Raw genomic sequence first — 23,538 nt, forward strand, 5'->3', positions numbered from 1 at the left:
GGTACCCGCCCTGCGCGGGCGGAACCCCCCTCCGCGGCGGCCGTGTCCGCCGGAAGGGTTCCGTTGCGGCCCGGAGCCGGCTCCGGGCCGCGCGGAGACCGGGAGCCCCGCACGGCCGGTGGCAGCTTTGTGGACATTCTGTTACGGATTCGGCGTTCTCCGAATCGCCGGAGGCTGTCATAGTCCCGGCAGGGGGACGCGACGCGCCGGTCCGGTACCGGGTGGCCGGTCCCCGAAGTCATCCATGACCGCAGGGGGGCGGCGATGACCGGATCCGGCAGTTCCGACGCGACTCTTCCTCAGGGCCCCGGCCCGGAGTGGACGGTTCCCGGCTACACGCACATCCGCGAGCTCGGCTCGGGCGGCGGCGGGCGCGTGGTGGTCGCCGTCCACGACGCCACCGGGCAGCCGGTGGCCGTCAAATACCTCAACGAGGCCCTGGCCGCGGACGACGCGTTCCGGACCGCCTTCCGCACCGAGGCCCATCTGCTGGGCGGCCTGCGCTCCCCGCATGTGACGGGGCTCTACGAGTACGTCGAGGCGCCCGAGGGGGCGGCCATCGTCATGGAGCTCGTGGAGGGCGTGCCGCTGCGCGCGCTGATCCGGCAGGAGGGGCCCACCGGCCCGGAGGCCGCGCTGCTGGTCCTCAAGGGCTCGCTGCTCGGTCTGGCCGACGCCCACCGGGCCGGCGTGGTGCACCGCGACTACAAGCCCGCCAACGTGCTGGTGACGGAGGAGGGCTCGTCGAAGCTCGTCGACTTCGGCATCGCCGGGCGCGGTGGCGACCGCCGCACCGGGGTCAGCGGCACCCCGCCGTACATGGCCCCCGAGCAGTGGAACGGGGCCCCGGCCACCCCGGCGACGGACGTCTACGCGGCCACGGTGACGTTCTTCGAGTGCCTCACCGGTGAGAAGCCGTTCGCCGGGGAGAGCCTGATGGAGCTGGCGCTGCGGCACACCACGGACCCCGTCCCCGACGAGCGGGTGCCGCAGCCCGTGCGCGGGCTGGTGCGGCACGGCATGGCGAAGGCGCCGGAGGAGCGCCCGCGGGACGCGGCCGCCTTCCTCCGGGAGCTGGAGGAGGTGGCCGGGCGCGCCTACGGTCCCGGCTGGGAGGAGCGGGGCCGGGGCCGTCTCGCCTCCCTCGCGGCGCTGCTGCCGCTGCTCATCCCGCGGGCCGCGGAGGCGGAGGGCGGGATCGGCTTCACCGACGCCGCCGTCACCACGCTGCCGGGTCAGCCGCCGGAGAGCGGCCCGCCTCCCGGCGGCGGTCCGCCGGACGGCGGCACCCCGTCCGGCGGAGGCGCGCCGGACACCCTGGTCCTCCCGCCGGGCAACGACCCGCTGGGAGGCGCCGGGCCGGTGGGGCGCGACCCGCGCGGGCGGCTCGCCACGGCGGGCGCGCTGGTCGTCGCGACCCTGGTGGTGCTCGGTTCCCTGCTGCCCGGCAGCTGGGCCGGGGAGAACGGGACCACGGCCACCGCCACAACGGCTCCCACCGTTCCCGGCACCACCGGCGGCCCGTCCGCCTCGCCCTCCGGCGGCTCCACCGCCTCCCCCTCCGGCCCGGCCACGCCGGGCGGTGGCGGGGGGAGCGCGTCTCCGGGGGCCACCACCGGCGGCGCCGGGGAGCCCTCCGGGAGCTGGTGGCCGTCCGCGCCGACCGGGCCGGGGTCCGGGTCCGCCACGGAAACGACGCCGCACACCGGCGCCCCCACGACCGGTGCCACCACCGGTGGCGGGACCGCCCCGCCCGGGCACTCGCAGCCGCCGCCGGCCACGGTGCGGGACGTGACGATCCGCACCGGCTGGTCGGGCGATACGCTCACCGGCCGGGTCACGGTGACCACCGACGGGGAGGGCCCGGTGGGCCTCTCCGCCCAGTGGTACGCGCAGGACTCCCAGGGCGCGCCGCGCCGCCCCTCCGGATCACCGGTGGCCTTCCGGATCAGCGAGGGCGGCGAGCCCTACACCGTCGCCAACCGGGAGGCCCGGCCGCTGGACTGCCGGTGGTACGTCCTGGAGGTGACCACCGTGTCCGGCACGGCCTTCAGGTCGGACCCGTGGTACGCGGACTGCCTGCGATGACCTCCGACGCCCAGGGGCCGGGGACGCCCGGAGACCCTCCGGGACGGCCCTCCCCGCCCGGCCCCGGGGAGGCGCGCGAGGCGGAGACCGTACGGCTGCCGGAGGGCGTCCCGCCGGGAGAGAGCCGCACGGGGCCCGGCACCGGGGGCTCCGCGCCGCCGGGCCCCGTGGCCGGGGACGACCTCGACCTCACCTACTCCGCCACCGTGCTCGACCATGCCTGGGGCTCCGTCGCTCCGGGCCCCGGGCCGGAGCCGGAACCCGGCGCAGACGGGGGCACGCTCCGGGAACGTGACCGGGAGCGGGACCGGAGCTCCGGGGAACGGACCCGGGTGCTGCCCCCGTCCGGGACCGGCGCCCTGCCCGGGCCGGGGGAAGGGGCCGGACGTGGCCCCGGCCCCGCGCACGGCACCTCCCTCCCCTCCGGCGGCGCCGGGGGCACGGGGGACGGCCGGTCCGTACCGCCGTACGCGTCCGACGGCGTCCTGCGCTTCGGCCCCGGAGTGCCCGCCCGGGCGCCGTGGTCCGACGGGAGTGCGCCGGCCGGCAGCGCGCCGCACCCGCGCACGCCGCGGCCCGGCAGCCCCCCGGCCGGCCCCTGGCACGGCGGGCCCGCCCCGCACCGGCCGCCGCCCGCCCGCCGGGGTCCGCGGTGGCCGCGCCGGTACGCCCCGGCGGGCCTGATCATGCTCTGCGTCGTGCTCTTCCTCGCCTGGGACCGGAGCGGGCCGGAGTTCGCGGTGACCGGGGTGACCGTACGGGCGAGCGGCCCCGGCGGCTGCGGCACCACCGCGGACGTGGTGGCGCGGGTGCGCACCAACGGGCAGCCGGGCACGATCCGTTACCGCTGGCTGCGCAGCGACGGCACGGAGTCCGGGCCGCTGGTGGAGCGGCTCGTCCGGGGGCAGCGGGAGGCGCGGCTCCGGCTGAAGTGGACGTTCCGCGGCGAGGGCACCGTACGGGCGGCCGCCGAACTGCGCATCACCTCGCCGGACCGCCGCACGGAGTCCGCCGCCTTCACCTACCGCTGCGGCTGACGGCCGGCGGGGCCACCGGCTCCACACAGCCGTACGCCGCCACCGGGAGACGCCGGGAACACCGGTACGAGGACGACGGGAAGGAGCCCTGGACGGCGAGTTCCGCCGCCGGGCTCATCACCGACGCGAGTTTCGCCGTGCGCACCCGCCCGCCGGACGAGCCCAGCGCGGAGGCGGGCCGGTGTCCGGACGGCCGCCGACGGGCGGCCCCGGCGGTGCCCCGAGTGAGCTGGAACATCCGGCGGACGGCCCCCGCACCCTGCGGTTCTCCGGGGCCGGTCCCGCGCCCTGCTCCGCGGGCTCCCCGCCGGCCGCGGCGGGCGCGGGCGGTGCGCCGCGGGCACCCGACGGGCGCGGCGGGGAGCGTCATCCGGCGGCCCGCCGCCGCGGGGGGACGCTCAGCAGCCGGGTGAAGTAGCCGTCCGGCACTCCCTCGTCGACGGGACGGCCGTCCGCCTCCAGCCAGGCGTGTGCGGTGAACGGCGGGACCACGCGCACCCCCGTGCACCAGGTCGGCCACTCTCCCCGGATCCGGCACAGCAGCGCCGCCGCCAGCGAGCGGGGAAGGCAGCCCTGCGGGCCGGCGCAGAACAGGCTGACCGAGCACACCGCGTTCCGCGCCGCCAGGGTCCGCTCCGGGGAGGCCGGACGGGCCCCGCGACGTACGGCCTCCAGCAGCCGGCGGATCCGGCGGGGCCGCAGCCGGGCGAGGAGGTACGCCGGCGGCAGGACGGCGCGCGCGGCCAGCCGGTGGATCAGGGGCACGCCGGAGGGCCGGTCCAGGGCGGCGGGGGTACTCACACCGCCACCAGCCCGGAGTCGCGCAGCGTCTCGACCAGGGCGGCCACGTCGCGCGCGGCCTGTTCGCGTTCGATCTCGAATTCGGCCACGAGCGCCTCCACGGCGTCCTTCTCCTCGGCGCCGCGCAGCAGGGCCTTCACCACCAGCGTGCCCGTGGGGTTGAGTTCCCAGTAGCGGCCGCTGCGCTGGTCCAGCAGGACGGTTCCGTAGTCGGTCTCGGCGGTGGACACATCGGCGGCGAACTGCAACGGCATCTCTACCTGTTCCTTTCCCGCCCCGGCGCCGGGGCGCGGGGTGCGGAGTGGGCGTACGGGGTGGGCGTACGGGGTGGGCGTGCGGGGTGGGCGTGCGGGGTGCCGGCCGGCGGCTCGGGACGGCTGCTCAGGACGGCGCCGGCAGAGGGGGACCCGGTGCGGGGCCGGAAGCGGGTCCGGCGGCGGGTGCGAGGGTGCGCAGCCAGACCTCGCAGGCGATGGTCGAGTAGAGCATCGCCTCGCGCAGGCCGGGGGTGGCGGGCCGCCGCGCCAGCGCCCGGAGCCGGCCGGCGTCGACCAGGCCGCGCCGGGCCAGTTCGGAGTTCTCCCACAGCGCGTGGAGATCGGCCCGGTGCTCCCGCAGCCCGTTGGTGGCGTCCATCGAGGCGGTCGCCTTGGTGCGGCGGCTCAGGCAGACGTCCGGCACGACGCCGCGCATGGCCGAGGTGAGGAGGGGTTTGTACGAGAACGGGGTGACCCGGTCCGCCGGCCGGACGGCGAGAGCCGCCTCGATCACCCGGTCGTCGAAGAAGGGGGAGGCCATGGGCAGTCCGGCGCGGGCGGCCATCCGGTCCCAGATCCGCAGGATCCGGGTGCAGTCGCGGATGAGGTGCAGATCGGTGTGCATACCGCGGTCGGGCGCCAGCGGGACGGCGTTCTCCGCGGCCCGGCCGAGGGCCCGCCGGATCGCCTCGCCGGCGTCCGGGGTGACCCAGTCGAAGAGCCGGGGCGGTGTGCCCCAGCCCAGGGCGCCGCTGACGGTCGGCGCCGGGGGCGCGTGCAGCTCGCGCCCGGCGCCGGCGAGCCATTCCCCGTAGGGGCGGGAGTCCAGCAGGGCCCGGGCGGTGTCGCGCAGCGGCCAGTTCCACAGGGCACGGAAGCCGCGGAGCCTGCCGAGGGCCAGCAGCGGGTCCGTGCGCAGCAGCCGGTGGTAGTACGCCTCGGAGCACCAGGCGATGTGGTCGCCGCCGATGCCGGTGAGGTGCAGTTCGCTGCCCCGGTCCGCGAGTCCGGGGAGGTGGTGCAGGACCCGGGCGCGGTCCATCACCCCGATGGTGGGCTCGTCCATCGGGTCGTCGATGTCGAGCAGACCGGTGTAGACGAGGGGGGACGCGTCGGCGTCCCAGACGACGTGGTCGAGGCCCGGCAGGTGCTCGGCGGCCTTCCGCGCCCAGTGCAGGTCGCTGTCGGCCGGGTCGCGGCCGGGCCAGGTGCTCGCGATGACGCGGGCGGGGGTGCGCGCGGCGAGGAAGGTGATGCTGGTGGAGTCGAGACCGCCGGAGAGGTCGCAGCTCACCGTGGCGGCGGAGCGGGTGCGGGCGTGTACGGCGTCGTCCAGGGCCGCGCGCAGGTTCTCCGCGCCGGTTTCCCGGGAGTCGTCCGCCTCGGGCGGTGTCCACCAGCGTGCGGTCCGGCTCCCGCGGCCGCTCGGGGTGACGACGAGGGCGTCCTCGGGCGGTACCGACGTCACGCCCCGCCAGACGGAGGTCTCCGCCAGCGGGTGCGGGACGGGCCAGAGCAGGCGGACGGCGAGTTCTTCCTCGTCCACCCCGGTCCCGGCGGCTTCGGCGAGGATGTCGGCGCGGTCGGCGGCGACGACCGTGCCGCCGACGGTGGCGTGGAAGACGCGGCGCAGCCCGGAGGCGGTGCCCTGGATCCGCAGCCGGCCGTCCAGATCGGCCACGAGGTGGAAGCTGCCGGGGAGCCGGCGGGCCAGTTCGCCGGCCTCGGTCAGGTCGCGCATCCGCTCGGCGCAGCGCTGGAGTTCGGCCGCCCCGGCCGGGCAGCAGCCGAGGACGGCGATGCCCGACCGGCGGGCGCGTACGGCGGTGATCTCCCGGTCGTGCCACCGGCCGGCCAGCCAGGGCCGGCCGGAGGGGTAGGAGAGCACCCGGGAGCCGGGGGTGATGAGGGAGCGGGCCGCGGCGAGGGCCTCCGCACAGTCCGGAAAGACCGTGAAGTGGCCCTCGCCCGGGCCCGCGATCCCGGAGGATCGAGGTGTCATGGCTCAGGCGTCCGCGCGCCTCAGTTCTTGCTGAGGATCAGACGGTCGTTGCCGTGGCGCCCCAGCAGCCCCGTCTTCTCCCGGAACCCGCCCAGTTCGACCAGCACCGGCGCCTCGTAAGCCTTGCGCATGCTTTCCTCCCTTCGCGGGGCGGCCCGTCCCCGCCGTCCGCCGGACGGCGCCGGCAGCGGAAAAGGGAACGATTCACCCCGCGCCCGCCGTCCCGGACCCCGGGTGGTGTCCGATGAGAACGGCCGGCTGCAGAGAGAATTGGCCATGCGGGACGGGCGGAACAAGGTCGTAGCGGAATACCGCGCTCCAAACCCCCTGCCCGGGTGACGCACCGTCCGTCTGTTGTAGAAAACAGGACCCTACGGGCCGACCATAGGACTGCCGGACGAACGTATGGCCGGATGCGCACCGGCTCCCTCGCGGCACCGCTCCGGCGGTCCCGCGCGGTCGGCGGGCCGGCCTGTGCTGCCCGGCGCGGGGCCTGCCCGGCGCGGGGCTGCGGTCCTTTCCGCCGCCTTCAGCGCCGGACCGCGTTGCTCTCACCCCGCCGTGTCCTCCGCCTGCCGCGTTCCCGACTCGGTCCGCCCCGCCCCGGGTAGGCGTTCCGGATGTCCCCGTCCCCCCCACCGCAGCGCCGAGGAGAAGCCGTGAGTGCACGCGAACGTGAGCCGGTGAGGCCGGGCCCACCGCTGCCCCGCCGGTCGCTGTGGGTGGCCGCGCTGATCGGCGCGGCACTCATGGCCGCCGCCGACGAGATCGTCTTCCACCAGCTCCTGGCCTGGCACCACTTCTACGACCGCTCCACCCCCGCTGTCGGGCTGTTCGCCGACGGACTGCTGCACACCGCCGAAGTCCTGGGACTGGTGGCCGGTTTCGTGCTCTTCTCCGACCTCCGGCGGCGCGGTGCCCTGTCGCCGGGCCACGCGCGGGCCGGGCTGCTCCTCGGGCTGGGCGGCTTCCAGCTCTTCGACGGCGTCGTGGACCACAAGGTGCTCCGGACCCACCAGGTCCGGTACGGCGTCGAGCTCCTCCCCTACGACCTGGCGTGGAACGGCTTCGCCGTGGTGCTGCTGGCCGCCGGCGCGGTCCTGGCCGTGCGCGCGGACCGCGCGTCCCGGCGGTCCGCGGCGGCCCGGTGACCGGCCGGTACACGGCCCTGGCCGCCGTCGGGCCGGGCCTCTCCCCCGGGCAGCTGCTCACGGCACTCGCCGCCTGGGCGGCGGTCGCCGGATACCTGACGGCCGCCGCCCGGCTGCGCCGGCGCGGTGACCGCTGGCCGTGGCGGCGGGACCTGTCCTTCGCCTCCGGCGGGCTGGCCCTGGCGGCCGCACCGGCGGTCCCCCTGCCCGGCGGTCCGTTCACCGCCCATATGGCGCAGCACGTGCTGGCCGGCATGGCCGCGCCGCTGCTGCTGGTCCTCGCCCGCCCGGTCACCCTGGCCCTGCGCACGCTCCCCCCGGGGTCCACGCGGCGCGGGCTGCTCGCGGCCGTGCGGTCCCGGCCGGCCGCCTGGCTCGTGTTCCCCCCGCTGGCGGCGCTGCTGGACGTGGGCGGGCTGTGGGTGCTGTACCGGACGGGCCTGTTCGCCGCCTCGCACCACGAGCCGCTTCCGCACAGCCTGGTGCATCTCCACGTGGTGGCGGCCGGGCTGCTGTTCTCCTTCGCCGTCTGCGCGCCGGAGCCGCTGCGGCACCGCTGGGGCCTCGCCTGGCGCGGTACGACGCTGCTGCTCACCGGGGCGGCCCATGCCGTCCTCGCCAAGAGCCTCTACGCCGTTCCCCCGCCCGGCACCGGCTTCGGCACAGCGGATCTGCGCACCGGCTCGCAGATCATGTACTACGGCGGTGATCTCGTCGAACTGGCGCTCGCCGCCGCGCTCGCCGTCCAGTGGTACGCCGCCACCGGGCGCGCCCGCTCCCGCGCCGGGCGCTCCACCGGGGCGGCCGGGGCGGCCGGTCCCGCCGGCGCACGCCGCCCGTCACCGGCGGAGAGCGGTGGGGCGAGCCGGTGACCAGGTCCTTCGGGCGCCCGGTGCCGGGGCTTCGGGTGTGCCGTGCCCCGGGCCGGGTAAGCGCGGAAAACCGAAAACGAGGAGGTTTCCGCCGTGGCCGTCGCCATTGTCATCGTCTGTGCGGTTCTGGCCGTACTGGCCTTTCTGCTGCCGCGTTTCTCCCGCCATCCGGAACGCGGGACCCAGCGCTCCCTCGGAGCCGGAACCCGCGTGACGGGCAAGGCGCCCGGACCGCTGGGCCGGCTGTTCAGCAAGCCGTTCCGCAGCAGTTCCCGTGCCGTGTCGCGGAGCGGGTCCGCCGGCCGCCGCGCCCGGGGGCGCATGCCGTTCTGAGCGGGCACCCGGGCCGCCTCCTCACCGGGCGCCCCACAGCGGGAAACGCCTCCGGCCTCCCGGTGCCGCAGCCGCCGCCGACCCCGGCGCGGCCGGCGGCACCCGGGAGGCCGGAGGCGTTCGCCGCGCCGGTGCCGCCGGATGCCGGACCGCTCGGAGGGGCCGCAACTCCGTACGGCCGGAGGGGTCTTACCGGACCCTTAGGTGCGCCCCGTAGGGTGGCTCCCCATGACGGATGAGAGCACCACCACCCCCCGTACCGACAGCGACCCCGGCAAGGAGGAGGAGAAGACCGCCGTTCCCGGGCAGTCCGCGCGGCCCGTCGCGGAGCAGGAGATCCGCAAGGACGAGGCGGCCGGGCCCGAGGAGCCCGCGACCACCGCGGAGGGCACCGCCCCCGCGGCCGACGCCGGCGCCGAGGACGACGGGCCGGACGTCCCTGCGGACGCCGCCCCCGCCCGCACGGCCTCCGGCACCGGATTCGGGGCCGGCGCCGCCGCCGTCGTCAGCGCCGCGTTCGGCCTCTGCTCCCTCACCGGCACCTCGGTCGGCCAGATGCTGCACGCCCGCAAGGAGCTCATCGGCCAGATCGAGGCCAGCTCCGGTGGCGGCGGCGACCAGATCGAGGCCTACTACAGCGTCCCGTGGCACACCGCCGCCCTGCTCAACGGCATCTTCGCGCTGCTGGCGATCCTCGTCGGCGGCCTGCTGCTGGCCCTGTACGCGCAGCGCTCCGGGACCCGCTCCTGGGTGAAGTCCGTGGCGCTGGCCGGCCTCGTGCTCGGCGCGGTCGGTCTGCTCGTCTCGCTCGGCATGTACTTCGACCTGTTCGCCAACGCCCCCGAGCTGCCCGGGGCGGGCTCCTGAGAGCGCGGCCCGGCGGCCGCCACCCCCGTTTCCCCCCGCCCGTCCTTCCCGGCCCCCGAGCGGGAAGGGCGGGCGGGCTTCCGCGGCACCTCGGGACGCGCGGCACCGGACGCTCCCCGGTACCGTTCCGGATCTCCTTACGGCACAGGGGCGTTGCGAAGGGACGGCCGGCCGCGGACCCGAACCCGGCCGGGCTCGGCACCTCCCCCCGCGGACGCCCCGGATCGCGGCTCCGGGGCGCCTGAACGGGGCGGGGCGGTGCCCCGCCCGGGCGGCTCAGGGGCGGGGGGCGATCACCTTCCCGCCGTCGAGGACCTCGATCGCCATCACCGGGCAGGAGTCGGCCACGTCCAGGACCTCCTCGTCCGGCTCGACGTCCGGCCGCACCGGGCGGGACCGGTCGGCGTCCATGGTGAAGAGGCCGGGCGCGGTGCCCGCGCAGACGGCGGAGCCCATGCACCGCTCCCGGTCCACTGCGATGTGCCAGGTCATGCTTACCACCCGATCGGCAGGGTGCGCGGTCCGCGCACGATCATCTGTGTCTTCCACTCGACGTCCCCGGCCGTGTGCAGTCCGGGGAAGCGGAGGATCAACGCCCGGAGGGCCTCCTGGAGTTCCAGCCGGGCGAGCGGTGCGCCCAGGCAGTGGTGGGCGCCGTGACCGAAGCCGATGTGCTGGTTGGCCGGCCTGCCGAAGTCGAGCCGCCCGGGCTCGCCGAAGCGCAGGGCGTCGCGGTTGGCCGCCCCGACGGCGACCAGCACCGGTTCGCCCGCCCGCACCAGGGTGCCGCCGACCTCGATGTCCTCCGTGGCGTACCGGGGGAAGGCGGACCCGGCCCCGAGCGGGACGAAGCGCAGCAGCTCCTCGACGGCGGCCGGGATCAGCTCCGGCTCCTCGCGCAGCCGTGCCAGGTGCCGGGGGTGGTCGAGCAGGGTGAGGACGAAGTTGGGGATCTGGGTGGCGGTCGTCTCGTGGCCCGCGACGAGGATGCCGACGCAGAGGTCGGTGAGCTCCTCCTCGGTGAGCCGCTCCAGGTCGCCGTCGCGGGCGGCGATGAGCGCGCTCATCAGGTCGTCCCGCGGCTCCGCGCGGTGCCGGGCGATCAGCCCGGCCATGTAGCCCCGCAGTTCCTCGCGCTTGGCCAGGAACTCCTCCGCCGTCAGGGAGCTGGTGGACAGCGCCGCGTCGCTCCACTCGCGGAACCGCGGGCGGTCCTCCTCGGGGACGCCGAGGAGGCGGCAGATGACGGCGACGGGGATCGGCAGGGCGTACTCCTCGACGAGGTCGGCCGGCGGGCCGCTCTCCTCCAGCGTGTCGAGCAGGTCCTCGGCGAGGGCCCGGACCTCCGGCCGCAGCCGCTCCACCCGGTGCGTGGTGAACGCCTTGGCCACCAGGGCGCGCAGCCGGGTGTGGCCGGGCGGGTCCATGGCGAGCATGCCGTTGGCCATGGACACCGGGGACTGCCGGGGTTCGTCACGGCGGGTGGCCTCGGCCCGGCTGAACCGGCGGTCGCCCAGGACCAGCCGGGCGTCGGCGTAGCGGGTGACGAGCCAGGCGGGCTCGCCGTACGGCAGCTGGACGCGGACCAGGCCGGGGGTCCGGCGCACGCGCTCGTAGGCGTCGGCGAGGCCGAGCCCGGTGGCCTCGTTGAAGGGATAGCTGATCGGTCCGGTGTCGGTCGTGGTCACTCGGGTCCCCTTTCCGGCTCCGCGTGGGGCGGCCGCCCGCGCCCGTAGGACCGTAGGAACGCCGCCGTTCCGGCGTCAACACACCGTTTTCGGCCGCTTGTCGCCGCCCCGGAGGGCACTTCCGGAAGGGCGGGCCCGGAAGGCCCGGCCGGGCGGACGGGGCCGCTTCATCCGGCGAGCGGTCCGTCCAGGACGGCGAGGACCGGGCCGGCGGCCGGGCCGAGGAGGAGGGAGAGGGCCGCCGCCGCGACGGCGATCGCCGCGGCCGGAGCCGTCCGCTCACCGGGGGCGAACGGGCCGCCCCGGCCGCCGGCCCCGTCCGGGGCCCCGTTCCCGTCCCCGTCCCCGTTCCCGGAGGACGGACCGATGGCGAACGCGGGGGCGATCCACCGCAGGTAGTAGAAGAGCGAGGCGAGGGTGTTGACGGCGGCCAGGACCATCAGCCAGCCGAAGCCGCCGTCCAGCGCCGCACCGAAGACCTCCAGCTTGCCCAGGAAGACGGCGGTGGGCGGGGTCCCCACCAGGCCCAGCAGGCAGACCGTGAGGGAGACGGCGAGCGCCGGCCGGTGCCGGGCCAGGCCGCGGTAGCCGTCGAGCGTGCGGACCCCGGGGAGGGCGCAGACGACGGCGAAGGCGCCGAGGTTCGTCAGCGCGTAGGCGGCGAGGTAGAAGAGCAGCGCCGGCTGGGCGAGGGAGTCGCGGCCCGCCACGGCCACCGGCATCAGCAGATAGCCGACCTGGCTGATCGCCGAGTAGGCGAGCAGCCGCCGCACGTCCCGCTGGAAGAACGCCGCCAGGTTGCCGAGGGTCATCGAGGCGGCGGAGAGCACGGCGACCAGCTCGGGCCATCCGGCCGGCGTACCGGAGAACGGCACGGCCGCCAGCCGGTACAGCGCCGCCAGCGCCCCGATCTTGGGAACGGTGGTGAGGAAGGCGGCGACCGGCGCGGCGCTTCCCTGCACCGCGTCCGGCAGCCAGTAGTGGCCGGGTACCCCCGCGGCCTTGAACAGCATCCCGGCCAGCAGCAGGACCGTTCCGGCGGCCGTCAGCCCCGCGGACGCCTCCGGCAGCTCCGTCCGCAGCAGGGGGTAGGCGGAGCCGCGCCCCGCCGCGTACAGCACGGTGATCCCGGCCAGCATCAGCACCCCGAGCAGCGCGCCGACCACGTAGTACTTCAGGGCGGCCTCGGTGCCGGGCGCGTCCTTCCGGAAGCCCGCGAGGACGTAGGAGGGGACGCTCGCCAGCAGATACGCGGCGGCGAGCAGCAGCAGGTCCTGCGCCCCGGCGAGCATCAGGGCGCCCAGCGCGGCGAGTTGCAGCAGGACGAAGAACTCGGACTGCCGCGGGTGCCCGTGCAGGGGGCCGAGCCCCAGCAGCGTCACCAGCAGCGTGGAGCCGAGGATCACGATCCGGGCGGTGGCCGTGACGGGGTCGGCGGCGAAGGAGCCGCTGAAGGCGGTGGCGGGCGCGCCGGTGGCGAGGACCGCCGCCGCCACGGCGCCCGCTCCGCACACCGCGCAGGCGAGGAGGCCCACCAGCCACTGCCGGCGGCGCGGCAGCCAGGCGCCCAGCAGCAGTCCGGCGACGGCCCCGGCCGCGAGCAGCGCCTCCGGGATCAGCTCGACAAGACTCTGTTCCATCCGGGTCATCGGGACAGCAGCTCCATCGCGCCGCGCGAGGCGGGTTCGATGACGTCCAGGACGAAGCGGGGCGCGATGCCGAGCAGGACGCCGAGGCCCAGCAGCGGTACGACGGCGACGCGTTCGGGTGCCCTGAGGTCGGGGAACGGCCGTCCGGCGCCGGGCGCGTCCGGCAGCCGGAGCGGTCCGAGGAGCATCCGCTGCAGGGCGCGGAGGAAGAGGCCGGCGGTGAGGAGGATGCCGAGCACCGCGAGCGAGGTCTCCACCGGCCGGGAACCGAGACTGCCGGTGAAGATCTGGAATTCGGCGATGAAGCCGGAGAACCCCGGCAGCCCGAGGGAGGCGAAGGCGGCCACCCCGGTCAGCGCGGCGAAGACCGGGGCGCGGCCCGCGAGTCCGGAGTAGGCCGCCATCTCGTACGTGCGGCACCGGTCGTACAGCACTCCGGCGAGCAGGAACAGCGCGCCGGTCAGCAGTCCGTGGCTGACCATCTGGAAGACGGCCCCGGTGACGGCGAGCCGGCGGGCCTCCTCCGCTCCGGCGCCCGTGGCCGCCGCCGCGCCGAACGCCAGGACGATATAGCCCATGTGGTTCACGGAGGTGTAGGCGATCATCCGCTTGAAGTCGGTCTGGGCGAGGGCGACCAGCGCCCCGTACAGCACCGACACCAGGCCCACGACCACGAAGACCTGGGCGTACTCGCGCCAGGCGCCGGGGAGGACGGGCATGGCGATGCGCAGGAAGCCGTAGGTGCCCATCTTCAGCAGGACGCCGGCCAGGATCGCCGAGCCCACGGCGGGGGCCTCGGTGTGGGCGGGCGGCAGCCAGGTGTGGAAGGGCACGGTCGGTGTCTTGACGGCCAGTCCGGCACCGATGGCGAGCAGCACCAGGCCGCCGTACGCGGCCCGTCCGGCGAGCGGGTTCTCCCGGGTCAGCTCGACGATGTCGAAGGTGTGCGGGTCGGCGGCCAGGAAGAGGCCGATGAAGCCCAGGAGGAGGGCCAGGGAGCCGAGGAAGGTGTAGAGGAAGAACGTGAGGGCCGCGCGGGCGGCGTCCCGGTGGCCCCAGCCCGCGATGACGAAGTACATCGCGACGATCGACAGGTCGAAGAAGAGGAAGAAGAGGATCAGGTCCAGGGCGGCGAACAGCCCGAGGCAGGTGGTCTGCAGAAAGAGGAAGAGGGCGGCGAACTCCCGCACCCGGCGGGTTTCCCGCCGGGCCCAGGTGTAGCCGGCGCAGGCGAGGAACAGCACGCAGGTGAGGGCCATCAGCGGCAGGGAGAGCCCGTCGGCGCCGACGTGGTAGCTCACCCCCGCGTCCGGGATCCAGCGCACCCGCTGCTCGTACTGCATTCCGCCGCCGGTCCGGTATCCCGCCCAGATCACGGCGGTGAGGGCGAGTTCCGCCGCCGCTGCCGCCAGCCAGCCGCCGAGGAAGACGGCGCGGGGCACGCGGCGGGGCAGGCAGAGCAGGAGCGCCGCCACCGCGGTGGGGAGCAGGACGAGGACCGTGAGCACGGCGGTCACCTCACAGCGACGAGGACGAGGGCGAGAGCGAGGACGGTGAAGACCGCGACGGCCTGGGCGAGGTACTGGTGCAGCTGACCGGTCTGCGGCCGGCGCGCCAGCCGACCCAGGGCCGCGGCCCCGGCGGCGACCCCCCGGACGAGGCCGTCGAGCCACTCCTCCCGCCCTCCGGCGCGGCCGTCCGGCCGCCCGGTGGCGCGGGCGAGCCGCAGCGTCGCGCGGGCCGCCGAGACGGTGGCCCGGTCCGGGCCCCGGGCGTCGAGGACGGCCACGGCCCCGGCGGCGCGCAGGGCTCCGTGCCCGGCCGCGCGGACGGCCCGGGCAAGGACGCGGTCGTCGAAGGCGGCCAGCGCCCCGGCCAGCCGCAGGACGGGGCGGAGGACGAGCAGCCGGGCCAGTGCCTCCAGCCGCATCCAGTCGCCCCACCAGGCGGTGACGGCGGGCGGCAGCGGCAGCGGGCGGGCGGCCCGCCGCAGGACGACGGCCGAGGCCGCCAGGACGAGGGCGGTGGACAGCGCCACCTCCCAGCCGTGCGGGGTGGGTTCGCCCGCGGTGGAGAGGGCCCGGGCGAACGTCCCCCGGGCGGGATCGAACGCGAGGACGGCGAGCGCGGCACAGGCGAGGGCCAGCCCGCCCAGGGCCCAGGACGCCGGGGCGGGCAGCGCTCCCCCGCCGCCGCGGGCCGCACCGCCGTCACGGGGGGCGCCACCGTCCCGTTCGGGGCCGGGCGCGGGCTGCCAGACGAACCAGAGGGCCTTGACGCTGTAGACGGCGGCGACCACGGCGGCCGCGAGCCCTGCCGCGTACAGTGCTGCCCCGTGCTTCAGGGCCGCGGCCAGGAGCAGGTCCTTGGCCCCCCAGAGCACCAGTGGCGGCCAGCCCGCCAGGGTCAGCGCGGCGACGGTGAAGGTGACTCCGGCCACGCGGTGGCGGCGCGCGGCTCCGCGCAGCCCGGGCAGAGCCTTGGTGCCCAGCAGGGTCAGCCAGGCCCCCGCCACCAGGAAGGCCAGGCTCTTGGCCGCGGCGTGGCCGATGAACTGGAGTGTCCCGCCGGTGATGCCCCCGGTGCCGGCCGCGAGCACCATGAACCCGGTCTGGGCGCAGGTGGAGGCCGCCAGCAGCTGTTTGAGGTCGGTCTGGGCGGCGGCGACCAGGCCGAGGAGCACGGCGGTGGCGGCGCCGGCCCAGGCCGTCACCGGCCCGCCCCAGCCCGAGGCCGTCAGCAGCGGTCCGGCCCTGAGGAGCAGATAGGCCCCGGCGGCGGCCATGGTCGCCGAGTGGAGCAGCGCGGAGACCGGGCTCGGGCCCTCCATCGCCCGGGAGAGCCAGAAGCTGAAGGGCAGTTGGGCCGATTTGCCGAGGGCCGCCACGATGACGCCCGCGGTGACGACGGACAGCCAGGGGCCGGTGGTACCGGACAGCCCGTCCAGGTCCAGCCCTCCGGCGGCGCCGCCGGCGAGCGCGGCGCCCGCGGCGACGTAGAGGCCGAGGTCGGCGGCGCGGGTGGTGAGGAACGCGGTGCCGGCGGCCCGCACCCGCGCCGGTTCCCGCCACCAGTAGCCGATGAGGGCCCAGGAGGTGGCGCCCATCAGCTCCCAGGCCATGAGCAGCACGGGCAGGGTCTGCGCGGTGACGGTGGTGAGCATGGCGCCGGAGAAGAGGAGCATCAGCCCGGAGAAGCGGGCCCGCGCCTCACCGGGCCCGTTGCCCCGGCTGCTGAAGACGAGGACGGCCAGGGTGACCGCGGCCGTGGCCACGGCCACCGGGCCGGACAGGCCGTCCGCCGCCAGCCGCACCGGAAGACCCTCCAGCAGCGGCGCCGCGGCAACGGGCCGGGTGGTGGCGGCGGAGCAGGCCAGCCCCAGGGTGACGGCGGCCGCGGCGACCGCCGTCCCGGGTGCCGCCCGGTCGGCCCGGCGGCCCAGGACGGCCAGGGCCGTGCCGGAGCCCAGCGGCAGGGCGATGAGCGCCCACAGCGGCCAGCTCACTCCTTCAGCTCCGCGGCCATGTCGGTCATGTCGATCTCCTGGGCGCGGAAGAGGGCGGTGACCACGGCGAACCCGACGGCCATCTCCACGGCCATCACGGTGACGGCCAGCACGATGAGCACCTGGCCGTCGGCGCCGGCGGGCGCGATGTGGTGCCAGACGGCCGCGGCGGCCACGATCAGCCCGCCCAGCATGAGTTCGAGCCCCATCATCAGCATCACGACCGACTGCTGGGTGAGCGCGCCGAACAGACCGGTGCTGAACAGCGCGGCTGCGAGCAGGAGAAGCGTTTCCAGGGTCACCGCCGGCCACCTCCCGGCACCGGGTCGTCGGGCCGGCGGGCCTTCAGATCGTCCCCGAAGCGGTCGTAGCGGCCGCGGCGAGTGGCCAGGACGACCGTGCCGACGATGGTGGCGAACAGGGCCATGCCCAAGGTCATCATGGTGAGCATGTGCGGCCCCATCAGCGACATGCCCAGGTCGTGGGTGGGGTCGGCGGGCGGCCGGCCGCGGCGGGCCGGCCAGGGGGCGAGCAGGATGCCCGCGGCGAGCGCGGCGAAGACGGCCCCGCAGAGGACCGCCGCGCCCTTGGTGTTGTGCAGCATCGACATGGGCATCAGCCCGGCCGGGTTCATCATGTACATCACCATGAAGACGGCCATGAGGGCCATCTCGACGGTCATCATCAGCAGGATGACGACCCCCAGGTAGTCCAGCCCGAGGAGCATCACCACGCCGCCCGCGCACAGCAGCGAGGTGAGCAGGGCGTAGGTGGCCCGGGCCATGGAGTCGAAGCGGAACACCATGACCCCGGCGGCGGCCGCGAGGACGGCCAGCACCCAGAACAGCGCGTGTTCGAGCATCGGGTGATTCCGCTCCCTTCATCGGTTCAGGACGACGACGGCGACGGCCAGGGCCTGAAGCAGTGTCAGTGGGACGAGGACCGTCCAGGCGAACTCCGTGTACCGCTCCATCCGGACGGCGGGCAGGGCGCGCCGGACCGCGAGCAGGACGGCCAGCACGGCCGCCGTCTTCAGCAGCGTCCAGAGCCAGCCGGGCAGCAGCGGGCCGTGGCCGCCGCCGAGGAAGAGCGGCACGGCGAATCCGGCCGCCACCACCAGCAGCGTCCACCGCCCGCCGAGGAGGACCAGCCGCGCGGGGCCGCCGAGTTCGGCCGCCGCGCCGCCCGCCGCGTCCCGGCCCAGCGGATGGCCGAAGGGCCCCCAGAACGCCATGGCGACGGCGCTCAGCAGATAGACGGCGAAGGCGGCCGGCATCCAGAGCGCGAACCACAGGCCCTCCTGCCGCGCGACCACCTCACCGACCCGCAGCGACTCCGCGCCGAGCGCGGCCGTCGTGATCGCCAGCATGTGCGGCAGCTCGTAGGCCAGGCCCTGGGCGAGGAAGCGGTAGCCCCCGGTCAGCGACAGCGCCGAGTTGGGCCCCCAGCCCGTGAGCCAGACGGCCGCCCAGGCCAGCACCTCCATGGCGTTGAACCAGACGATGCCGACGCCCGGGTCGGTGACGGACCGGAACCCCAGGGGCAGCACCGCGCCCGCCAGGACGGCGGCGGTGGGGAGCAGCGCCACCCCCGCCCGGCGGAGCGCGCCGTCCGCGGCGGTGGTGGTCCGCGGCTGCTGCACCAGGAGCCGCAGCGCCTCCCGCAGCGGTGCGGCCGCCCGGCTCGTCAGTTCGCGGGCGGAACCCGCCGGGCCCCGCTCGGCCGCCGCGGACACGGCCGCTCCGCACCCGGCCGTGACGGCGGCCAGGGCCAGCAGCGCGAACGGCAGCACGGCGGCCGCCCAGAGCGGTGCGGTCTCAGACACCGGCGGCCTCCCGCCGGTCGGCGGCCGTGAGCTCGTCGAGGTCCGGGTCGAGACTGGCGACGACAATCCGGGCGCCGGCGAACTCGGCTCCGCTCAGCAGACCCGGGAGGACGTCCAGCAGCCCCCGTGACGGGGGCGCGGCACCGTCCAGGGTGCCGCGCGGGCCCGTCCGGTCGTCCCGTGCCAGGGGCCGTTCGTCGCCGAACTGCCCGGCGGCGCGCCCGAGTTCGTCCAGCCACACCAGCAGCCGGTCGTAGGCGTCCCCGCCGGCGGTGTGCGCCGGCCCGGAGACGCCGGCGGCCCGGGCCTCCGCGGCGGGCAGCGGGCCGAGCCCGGCGGTCAGCAGCCGCAGGGCACGCGACCGCGCCACCCGGCGGGCCAGCGAGACGACGTCCTCGCGCAGCCGGTCCCCGGGTTCCGCCGACAGGGCGCCGTCCCGCAGCCGGCGGGCGCGGGCGGCCGGGTCGTCCCAGCCCGCGACGGCGAGGAAGCGGCCCAGGCTGTCCAGATGGGCGGCGCAGCGCCGGCGGGCGGCCTCGGCCCGGGGGACGGTCTCCCCCCGGGCGGCGCGCAGCCACGGCTCGTCCCAGAACGGGTCCTTCCGGCGCCGCACGGGCAGGGTCTCCGTCCCGGCCCGCTGGACAACGTCGCCCTGCAGGACCAGGCGCAGGATCAGCCCGGCCGGCCAGTCCGGCAGCGCGGGTCCGAGGGGCAGGTGCAGCCGGTCGAGCGTGAGGCCGTCCCGGTCCTCCGCCCGTTCGGCCATCGGAAGGCCCGCGGGTCCGGACATCTCGTGCGTCTCGTGCGAGGAGTGGCCGCCACCGTGACCGCCGTCGCCGTCGCCGTCACCGCCGCCGCTGTCGCCGTGGCCGCTCTCCTGCCCGCCGCCCTGGCCGTCGGGATCGCCCTGACCGTCGCTGTGACCGCCGTGGTCGTTGTGACCGCCCCGGTCATCCTGGTCTCCGCCGTCATCGTGGTGACCGCCCGCCCCGTCATCCGTCCGTTCCCCGCGGCCGCCACCGGGCCGCCCGTTCCGCCCCGCGGCGGATTCACCGCCGCTCGGGGGCACGGCCGGTGCGAGGTCGTGCCGGGTCCCGGCGTCCTCGCGCAGCAGCCGGTGCCCGGTGTCCAGTGCCGCAGCCGCGTCGCCGGGGTGACGCACCGCCAGCCGGACGGCCGGCTTCGGCACCCCCTCCCAGATCCCGTCGAGCCAGGAGTCCTCCCCGATCGGATCGCGTTCCCCGGCGACGACGAGCAGATCCGCGGCGGCGGGGCTCTCGCTCCGCGGCCATCCCCGGCGCCGCAGTTCGGCTTCGAGTTCCAGCCGGACGGGGGTGGCTCCCGGCAGGGCGACCAGCATGACGCCCGGGCGGCTCAGCGCGGCACGCCGGAGGCGGTCTCTCAGGTCCACCGGAAGGCCCCCTCGCGCCGGGCGTAGACCACGCCCGCGAAGAGAATGCCGAGGAAGAGGAACATCTCGGCCACGGCGCTCGGGCCCTTCTCGGAGACCACCCGGACCCACGGGTACATGAAGAGCATCTCCATGTCGAAGGCCAGGAAGATCATCGTGATGGGGTACCAGCGCACATGGAAGCGGGAGAAGGCGTGCTCGCCCGGGGGCGGTCCACCGCTGAACGGCCCGGCCTCCAGCGGCTCGCGGTCCGCCGCCAGCCACAGCCCCACCCCCCGGACCAGCAGCAGCCCTCCGGCCACCAGGCCCAGGAGCACGAGCACCGGCTCCCACACGTCCATGTCGTCCTCCTCCGCCACCGCCGGTACCCGCCAACGCCATGTCAACACATCCCGACAAAAGCGGCAATGAGGGTGAATCACCTGCCGGTGGGCACGGAAAAGCCCGCACCACTCGGGTGCGGGCTCGCCGGGTCCGGCTCCGGCCGGCGGTACGGGGGGCGGCGCCGGGCCGCCCCCGCGGCGCTCAGCCGATGCGGACGCCCCACATGAACGGCATGCCGCTGGTGCTCATCGGCTCGTACCGCACACTCGTACCGGGCTTGGGGGCGTGGAGGATCTGGCCGTTGCCGGCGTAGAAGCCGACATGGCTGAGGTCGCTGCGCATGATGACGAGGTCGCCGGGCCGCAGCTGGCTCTGCGAGCTGATCCGGGTGCCGGCGTTGGCCTGGGCCTGCGAGGTCCGGGGTATCGCGATCCCCGCCTGCTGGAACGCCCAGGACGTGAGACCGGAGCAGTCGAAGGAGTTGGGGCCGGTGGCGCCCCACACGTACGGCATGCCGACCCGGCTCTTGGCCGCCTCGAAGGCGGACGCGGCGCGGCCGGTGGCGCTGGACTGGCTGCCGAGCTCGGCGCGGGCGCTGGTGCGGTTCGCCCGCTCCTCCTCCGCGGCCATCGCGGCCTTCTCCTCGGCCGTCAGCTTGTTGAGGAGGCGCTGGGCCTTGGCCAGCTTGCCCTGGATCTCCTTCTTCCGGTCCCGGAGCTCCGTGCGGGTCTCCTCCAGGTCCTCCAGCTTGTCCGCCGCCTCGGCGCGCTGCTGCTGCAGCGTGCGCTGCTTCTCCTGCGCCTTCTTGAGCGTGGTGAGCTGCTGGCTGCTGAGCCGGTCGAGCGTGGAGGCCTTCTCGAGGTAGCCGTCCGGGTCACTGGCGAGGAGGAGCTGGACCGACGGGTCGATGCCGCCGCTGCGGTACTGCGCCGTGGCCATCGAACCCAGGCCGTTGCGGAGCTTGTTGAGCTCGGCCTGGCCGCGGGCCACCGTCTCCTGCAGCGACTCGACCTCCTTCTCGAGCTTCTCCTCTTTCTCGTTCGCCCCGTTGTACTTCTCGGTCGCCTGCGTGGCCTCTTCGTAGAGCCGGTCGACCTGGGCTTTGACGCCCTTCTTGTCCGGGTCGGGCATCGGGTCGGCCTGTGCCGAGTTGGTGGAGAGGGCGACCGCCGCGGCGGTGACGCCGAGAACGGCCGCGTAAGCGCGCTGGTTAGGCTGCTTGGGACGACGGTGGGACGCCACTGAGGGCAGCTCCTTCTTCCTCGGCCGCCTGCCGGGAGGTGGGGCGCGCTCCCGGCTCCGCGCAACTCTGCGGAATCGACGGTGCCTTCGCCGCCGCCCCCATTGGGCAGCCGACCACGCGAAGGACTCGACGCCGGATCTTAACCCGCCGGGTTTCACGGCTCAAAGCCCCGGGTATTTCCGCCCGCCGGGCTGTCCGCATTCGCCCGGACACGTCGCCTTTGGCCCCGGCGCACACCGTCCGCCCGCACCGCGCGGGCCGGCGGACGGCACCGGGAACCCGTGGTCCCGTCCCGGTGCCGCCGCCGTCCGTCAACCGCCGTCGGAGGCCGTCGGGGGCTGTCAGCGGCCGAGGAGGTCCTTCATCCGGGTGATCTCCTCGCCCTGTGAGGTGACGATGGCCGCGGCCATCTTCCGGGCCGGCCCGTACTCACCCTGCTTCTGCTGGGTGCGGGCCATCGTCACGGCGCCCTCGTGGTGCTCGATCATCAGCTCCAGGAACGCCGTGTCGAACGCCTTGCCGGAGGCGGACTCCAGCCGCTTCATCTGCCCGGCGTCCATCATCCCGGACATGCCGTGGCCCTCGTGGGCCCCGTGGTCCATGCCGCCGGGCATCCGCTCCTCGCCCCAGGCGCCGAGCCAGCCGTCGAGGGTCTCGATCTCCGGCGCCTGGGCCTTCTCGATCTGCCCGGCGAGCTTCTCGACCTCGTCCGAGGCGGCTCGGCCGGATGCCAGGCGCGCCATTTCGACGGCCTGTTCGTGGTGCGGGATCATCCCCTGCGCGAAGGCCACGTCGGCGGCGTTGTGCTTCGCGTCCGGCGCCGCGCTCGCGGCGGAGGGGGCGGGCCGGGCCCGCGTGTCGTCGCTGCTGTTGTCTCCGCTCTCTCCGCCGCAGGCCGCCAGCACCAGCGCGGCTGCTCCGGCGGCGGCCGCGCGGGCGGCGCGGCGGGAAAGGGTACGGGTGGATCGCATGGTCACAACTCCTGAAGTCTGGTGCAGGCATGGCCGTATGAGGCGCCGGCGCGTGCGTGCGCGGCGCCTCGGGAGGCGCGGCCTATATCCGCAGGAGCTGGAGTTCGGAGAGCGAGGGCGGCCCTCTGCCGCCCTCGGGGGCGGGCGGCCCGGCCGTGGCCGGTGTCCCCACAGCGCCGCGCGTGGCGTAGGGGGCCGGGGACAGGGGCTGTGGGGCGGGACCGGTGCTCACGGAGGCCGCCGCGCAGTCCGTCACGGCATGCGTCTCGTGCCCGCCGCAGGGGTCGTGGCACGCGCCGTCGGCCGAGAGCCGGGGGCCGGGCGGCCGCTCCTCGGAGGAAGCGGAGGAGTGCGGCGGCGCGAGGGCCGTGGAAGCCGGTGCCGCCGCCAGGCCGTGCAGGCCGAGAAGACCGGCGAGCACGGCGAGCACGAGGCACGCGCGTGTCCGCCCCGGAGGGCGCCGGACCGGGCGCTGTTCTCGGCTCACGGCGTCATGCTATCGGGCCCCGGACCGCCGGGCCGGTGCTTCGCGGTGCCGGTGCGCGTGACACCGGACACCTCGCCCTCCGGGACGTCCGGGGGCGCGGAAACCGGGGCTCCGTTCCACGCCGGGGCGGAGCAACCGGTCCCGGTCGTGGCCGTGTTGTGAGAGAGCGGCACCGGTGCGCGGGGCCCGCCGGTGGTCCGGCGGCGTCTCCGGCGCCATGCGCGGGCCCAGTTCCTTCGAGGCGGCGGGCGAGCTGTCCGACGGCTGCCACCACGCGCTGAGCCACACGCGGGAGGCCTACGACTACGCGGTGCGGCACATCCGGGCCGGGGCCGAACGGGCCGGCCGGGACCTCCCGGAGGTCGCCGACCCCGCGGCCCGGCTCCGGCTCGTCCACGAACGGATCACGCCGGAGCTGTGCTGAGCCGCGTCCGGCGCGGGACGGCGCCGGGGCGGCCGCACCGGATCAGGGGGTCCGCTCCCCCATCAGCCGGGCGAAGGAGTTGGGGTCGGCGTGGTACCCGCGGAGGGTCTTGCGGAACTCCCAGGCGCCGTCGGCGTCCCGCCGGAACTCGGCGACGGTGGCGGCCAGGGCCCCGGAGACGCTCTCGAACTCGTCCCGCGCCAGTTCGGCCGGCCCGTTGAGGATCTGCACAGCGCTGTTCCGGACCCCGCCGAAGGTCCGGCGCCCCTCGCCCTGCTGGATGGCCACGCCCACGACCACCCGCGCGAAGGTGGGCGCCATCCGGTAGAGCTCCAGGGTCATGGCCTCGTCGACCCCGAAACCGACGCCGTTGCGGCTGTCCCGGGTGAGGGTGATGGTGCCGTCGGGCGACCGGCTGTCGAAGTGGACGAGGTACACCGGATCGCCGTACGGGTCCTCGGCCGAGTAGGTCCCGGCGATGATGTCGAGATCGCAGGTGGGTTCGCCGAGGGGACTGGGGTCCCACTTGACCGCCACCTGGACCTTCTCCAGGCCCTTGTTGAGATTGCCGTCGGAGCCCTTGCTGATGCTGCTCACGGGCTT

Annotated in this window: 24 protein-coding genes and 1 pseudogene; 7 read left to right on the forward strand and 18 right to left on the reverse strand. The window is 75.8% G+C overall.

Translation table 11 applies throughout. The features are described from left to right. Positions 1-264: 264 nt before the first annotated feature. Together SXIN_RS32650 and SXIN_RS00310 are read left to right on the forward strand one after the other, a co-directional pair. Positions 265-2,088 carry a serine/threonine-protein kinase gene (locus tag SXIN_RS32650; RefSeq protein WP_095756368.1) on the forward strand — a complete coding sequence of 608 codons (1,824 nt, stop codon included), beginning with the start codon at positions 265-267 and terminating at the stop codon, positions 2,086-2,088. Then, positions 2,085-3,125, forward strand: a complete 1,041-nt coding sequence (locus SXIN_RS00310) for a hypothetical protein (RefSeq protein ID WP_095756369.1) — start codon at positions 2,085-2,087, stop codon at positions 3,123-3,125. Before SXIN_RS32650 ends, SXIN_RS00310 begins: the two co-directional genes overlap by 4 nt. 366 nt (positions 3,126-3,491) lie before the next feature. On the opposite strand, the gene SXIN_RS00320 is transcribed toward SXIN_RS00310, so the two are convergent. The 4 genes from SXIN_RS00320 to SXIN_RS30740 form a co-directional block, all read right to left on the reverse strand. Beyond that, entirely contained in the window at positions 3,492-3,926 is a 435-nt protein-coding gene (locus SXIN_RS00320) for a lasso peptide biosynthesis B2 protein (protein ID WP_095756371.1), read from the reverse strand. Then, a complete protein-coding gene (locus SXIN_RS00325) occupies positions 3,923-4,180 on the reverse strand; it encodes a lasso peptide biosynthesis PqqD family chaperone (protein ID WP_019706551.1) in 258 nt (85 codons plus the stop codon). Before SXIN_RS00325 ends, SXIN_RS00320 begins: the two co-directional genes overlap by 4 nt. A gap of 127 nt (positions 4,181-4,307) precedes the next feature. Then, positions 4,308-6,185: a lasso peptide isopeptide bond-forming cyclase gene (locus SXIN_RS00330; protein ID WP_095756372.1), complete on the reverse strand. Its 1,878-nt coding sequence runs from the start codon at positions 6,183-6,185 to the stop codon at positions 4,308-4,310. A 20-nt stretch (positions 6,186-6,205) separates the two neighbouring features. Beyond that, on the reverse strand, positions 6,206-6,316 hold the full coding sequence (locus SXIN_RS30740; protein WP_019708392.1) for a keywimysin-related RiPP: 111 nt from the start codon (positions 6,314-6,316) through the stop codon (positions 6,206-6,208). Between the two features lie 528 nt (positions 6,317-6,844). Here SXIN_RS30740 and SXIN_RS00335 point away from each other — a divergent pair. From SXIN_RS00335 to SXIN_RS00350, 4 genes are all read left to right on the forward strand, one after another. Next, positions 6,845-7,336, forward strand: coding sequence for a DUF2243 domain-containing protein (locus SXIN_RS00335; protein WP_272951787.1), 492 nt, complete (start codon positions 6,845-6,847; stop codon positions 7,334-7,336). Continuing rightward, positions 7,333-8,208: a cytochrome c oxidase assembly protein gene (locus tag SXIN_RS00340; RefSeq protein WP_238153627.1), complete on the forward strand. Its 876-nt coding sequence runs from the start codon at positions 7,333-7,335 to the stop codon at positions 8,206-8,208. Before SXIN_RS00335 ends, SXIN_RS00340 begins: the two co-directional genes overlap by 4 nt. Positions 8,209-8,301: 93 nt before the next feature. After that, on the forward strand, positions 8,302-8,541 hold the full coding sequence (locus SXIN_RS00345; protein ID WP_019706894.1) for a DUF6411 family protein: 240 nt from the start codon (positions 8,302-8,304) through the stop codon (positions 8,539-8,541). A gap of 228 nt (positions 8,542-8,769) precedes the next feature. Beyond that, complete coding sequence (locus SXIN_RS00350) at positions 8,770-9,408, forward strand: hypothetical protein (RefSeq protein ID WP_095756374.1); 639 nt, start codon at positions 8,770-8,772, stop codon at positions 9,406-9,408. A gap of 276 nt (positions 9,409-9,684) precedes the next feature. Here the strand turns inward: SXIN_RS00350 and SXIN_RS00355 are convergent, their stop codons facing one another. From SXIN_RS00355 to SXIN_RS00415, 13 genes are all read right to left on the reverse strand, one after another. Next, positions 9,685-9,900 (reverse strand): ferredoxin, encoded by a 216-nt coding sequence (locus SXIN_RS00355; protein ID WP_019706140.1) that lies wholly within the window; start codon positions 9,898-9,900, stop codon positions 9,685-9,687. Positions 9,901-9,902: 2 nt separating this feature from the next. Next, positions 9,903-11,096 (reverse strand): cytochrome P450, encoded by a 1,194-nt coding sequence (locus SXIN_RS00360; RefSeq protein WP_019706139.1) that lies wholly within the window; start codon positions 11,094-11,096, stop codon positions 9,903-9,905. A 167-nt stretch (positions 11,097-11,263) separates the two neighbouring features. After that, a complete protein-coding gene (locus SXIN_RS00365) occupies positions 11,264-12,745 on the reverse strand; it encodes an NADH-quinone oxidoreductase subunit N (RefSeq protein WP_095756375.1) in 1,482 nt (493 codons plus the stop codon). Beyond that, the gene (locus SXIN_RS00370; protein WP_019708391.1) at positions 12,742-14,253 is read right to left on the reverse strand and encodes a complex I subunit 4 family protein; all 1,512 of its coding nucleotides are present in this window, start codon (positions 14,251-14,253) and stop codon (positions 12,742-12,744) included. Before SXIN_RS00370 ends, SXIN_RS00365 begins: the two co-directional genes overlap by 4 nt. Positions 14,254-14,258: 5 nt before the next feature. Further along, positions 14,259-16,250, reverse strand: coding sequence for a proton-conducting transporter transmembrane domain-containing protein (locus SXIN_RS00375; RefSeq protein WP_095756376.1), 1,992 nt, complete (start codon positions 16,248-16,250; stop codon positions 14,259-14,261). Beyond that, a complete protein-coding gene (locus tag SXIN_RS00380; RefSeq protein ID WP_019706390.1) occupies positions 16,247-16,552 on the reverse strand; it encodes an NADH-quinone oxidoreductase subunit NuoK in 306 nt (101 codons plus the stop codon). The genes SXIN_RS00375 and SXIN_RS00380 overlap by 4 nt, the downstream gene beginning before the upstream one ends. Continuing rightward, entirely contained in the window at positions 16,549-17,112 is a 564-nt protein-coding gene (locus SXIN_RS00385) for an NADH-quinone oxidoreductase subunit J (protein ID WP_019706391.1), read from the reverse strand. The genes SXIN_RS00380 and SXIN_RS00385 overlap by 4 nt, the downstream gene beginning before the upstream one ends. 18 nt (positions 17,113-17,130) lie before the next feature. Next, positions 17,131-18,075 carry an NADH-quinone oxidoreductase subunit H gene (locus SXIN_RS00390; protein WP_095756377.1) on the reverse strand — a complete coding sequence of 315 codons (945 nt, stop codon included), beginning with the start codon at positions 18,073-18,075 and terminating at the stop codon, positions 17,131-17,133. Continuing rightward, entirely contained in the window at positions 18,068-19,486 is a 1,419-nt protein-coding gene (locus SXIN_RS00395) for a hypothetical protein (RefSeq protein ID WP_095756378.1), read from the reverse strand. The genes SXIN_RS00390 and SXIN_RS00395 overlap by 8 nt, the downstream gene beginning before the upstream one ends. Next, on the reverse strand, positions 19,477-19,827 hold the full coding sequence (locus SXIN_RS00400) for an NADH-quinone oxidoreductase subunit A (protein WP_039820962.1): 351 nt from the start codon (positions 19,825-19,827) through the stop codon (positions 19,477-19,479). The genes SXIN_RS00395 and SXIN_RS00400 overlap by 10 nt, the downstream gene beginning before the upstream one ends. A 184-nt stretch (positions 19,828-20,011) precedes the next feature. After that, the gene (locus SXIN_RS00405) at positions 20,012-21,052 is read right to left on the reverse strand and encodes a C40 family peptidase (RefSeq protein WP_019708388.1); all 1,041 of its coding nucleotides are present in this window, start codon (positions 21,050-21,052) and stop codon (positions 20,012-20,014) included. Positions 21,053-21,394: 342 nt separating this feature from the next. Further along, positions 21,395-22,024 (reverse strand): DUF305 domain-containing protein, encoded by a 630-nt coding sequence (locus tag SXIN_RS00410; protein WP_019708387.1) that lies wholly within the window; start codon positions 22,022-22,024, stop codon positions 21,395-21,397. An 82-nt stretch (positions 22,025-22,106) separates the two neighbouring features. Further along, the gene (locus tag SXIN_RS00415; protein WP_095756379.1) at positions 22,107-22,511 is read right to left on the reverse strand and encodes a DUF6153 family protein; all 405 of its coding nucleotides are present in this window, start codon (positions 22,509-22,511) and stop codon (positions 22,107-22,109) included. Positions 22,512-22,722: 211 nt separating this feature from the next. Between SXIN_RS00415 and SXIN_RS00420 the strand changes: the two are divergent. After that, positions 22,723-22,863: pseudogene (locus SXIN_RS00420) on the forward strand (LLM class flavin-dependent oxidoreductase); the annotation flags it as partial. 114 nt (positions 22,864-22,977) lie between these two features. Here the strand turns inward: SXIN_RS00420 and SXIN_RS00425 are convergent. Beyond that, the gene (locus SXIN_RS00425; RefSeq protein WP_019708384.1) at positions 22,978-23,532 is read right to left on the reverse strand and encodes a TerD family protein; all 555 of its coding nucleotides are present in this window, start codon (positions 23,530-23,532) and stop codon (positions 22,978-22,980) included. Positions 23,533-23,538 lie beyond the last annotated feature (6 nt).

This window comes from Streptomyces xinghaiensis S187, from assembly GCF_000220705.2.
In the GTDB taxonomy this organism is placed as follows: Bacteria; Actinomycetota; Actinomycetes; order Streptomycetales; family Streptomycetaceae; genus Streptomyces; species Streptomyces xinghaiensis.

Bases quoted from the DNA above. Each gene is read 5' to 3' on its own strand.
- SXIN_RS32650 (WP_095756368.1), top strand. From the start codon at position 265: ATGACCGGATCCGGCAGTTCCGACGCGACTCTTCCTCAGGGCCCCGGC.
- SXIN_RS00310 (WP_095756369.1), top strand. From the start codon at position 2,085: ATGACCTCCGACGCCCAGGGGCCGGGGACGCCCGGAGACCCTCCGGGA.
- SXIN_RS00325 (WP_019706551.1), bottom strand. From the start codon at position 4,180: ATGCCGTTGCAGTTCGCCGCCGATGTGTCCACCGCCGAGACCGACTAC.
- SXIN_RS00330 (WP_095756372.1), bottom strand. From the start codon at position 6,185: ATGACACCTCGATCCTCCGGGATCGCGGGCCCGGGCGAGGGCCACTTC.
- SXIN_RS30740 (WP_019708392.1), bottom strand. From the start codon at position 6,316: ATGCGCAAGGCTTACGAGGCGCCGGTGCTGGTCGAACTGGGCGGGTTC.
- SXIN_RS00350 (WP_095756374.1), top strand. From the start codon at position 8,770: ATGACGGATGAGAGCACCACCACCCCCCGTACCGACAGCGACCCCGGC.
- SXIN_RS00355 (WP_019706140.1), bottom strand. From the start codon at position 9,900: ATGACCTGGCACATCGCAGTGGACCGGGAGCGGTGCATGGGCTCCGCC.
- SXIN_RS00365 (WP_095756375.1), bottom strand. From the start codon at position 12,745: ATGACCCGGATGGAACAGAGTCTTGTCGAGCTGATCCCGGAGGCGCTG.
- SXIN_RS00385 (WP_019706391.1), bottom strand. From the start codon at position 17,112: ATGCTCGAACACGCGCTGTTCTGGGTGCTGGCCGTCCTCGCGGCCGCC.
- SXIN_RS00400 (WP_039820962.1), bottom strand. From the start codon at position 19,827: ATGGACGTGTGGGAGCCGGTGCTCGTGCTCCTGGGCCTGGTGGCCGGA.
- SXIN_RS00410 (WP_019708387.1), bottom strand. From the start codon at position 22,024: ATGCGATCCACCCGTACCCTTTCCCGCCGCGCCGCCCGCGCGGCCGCC.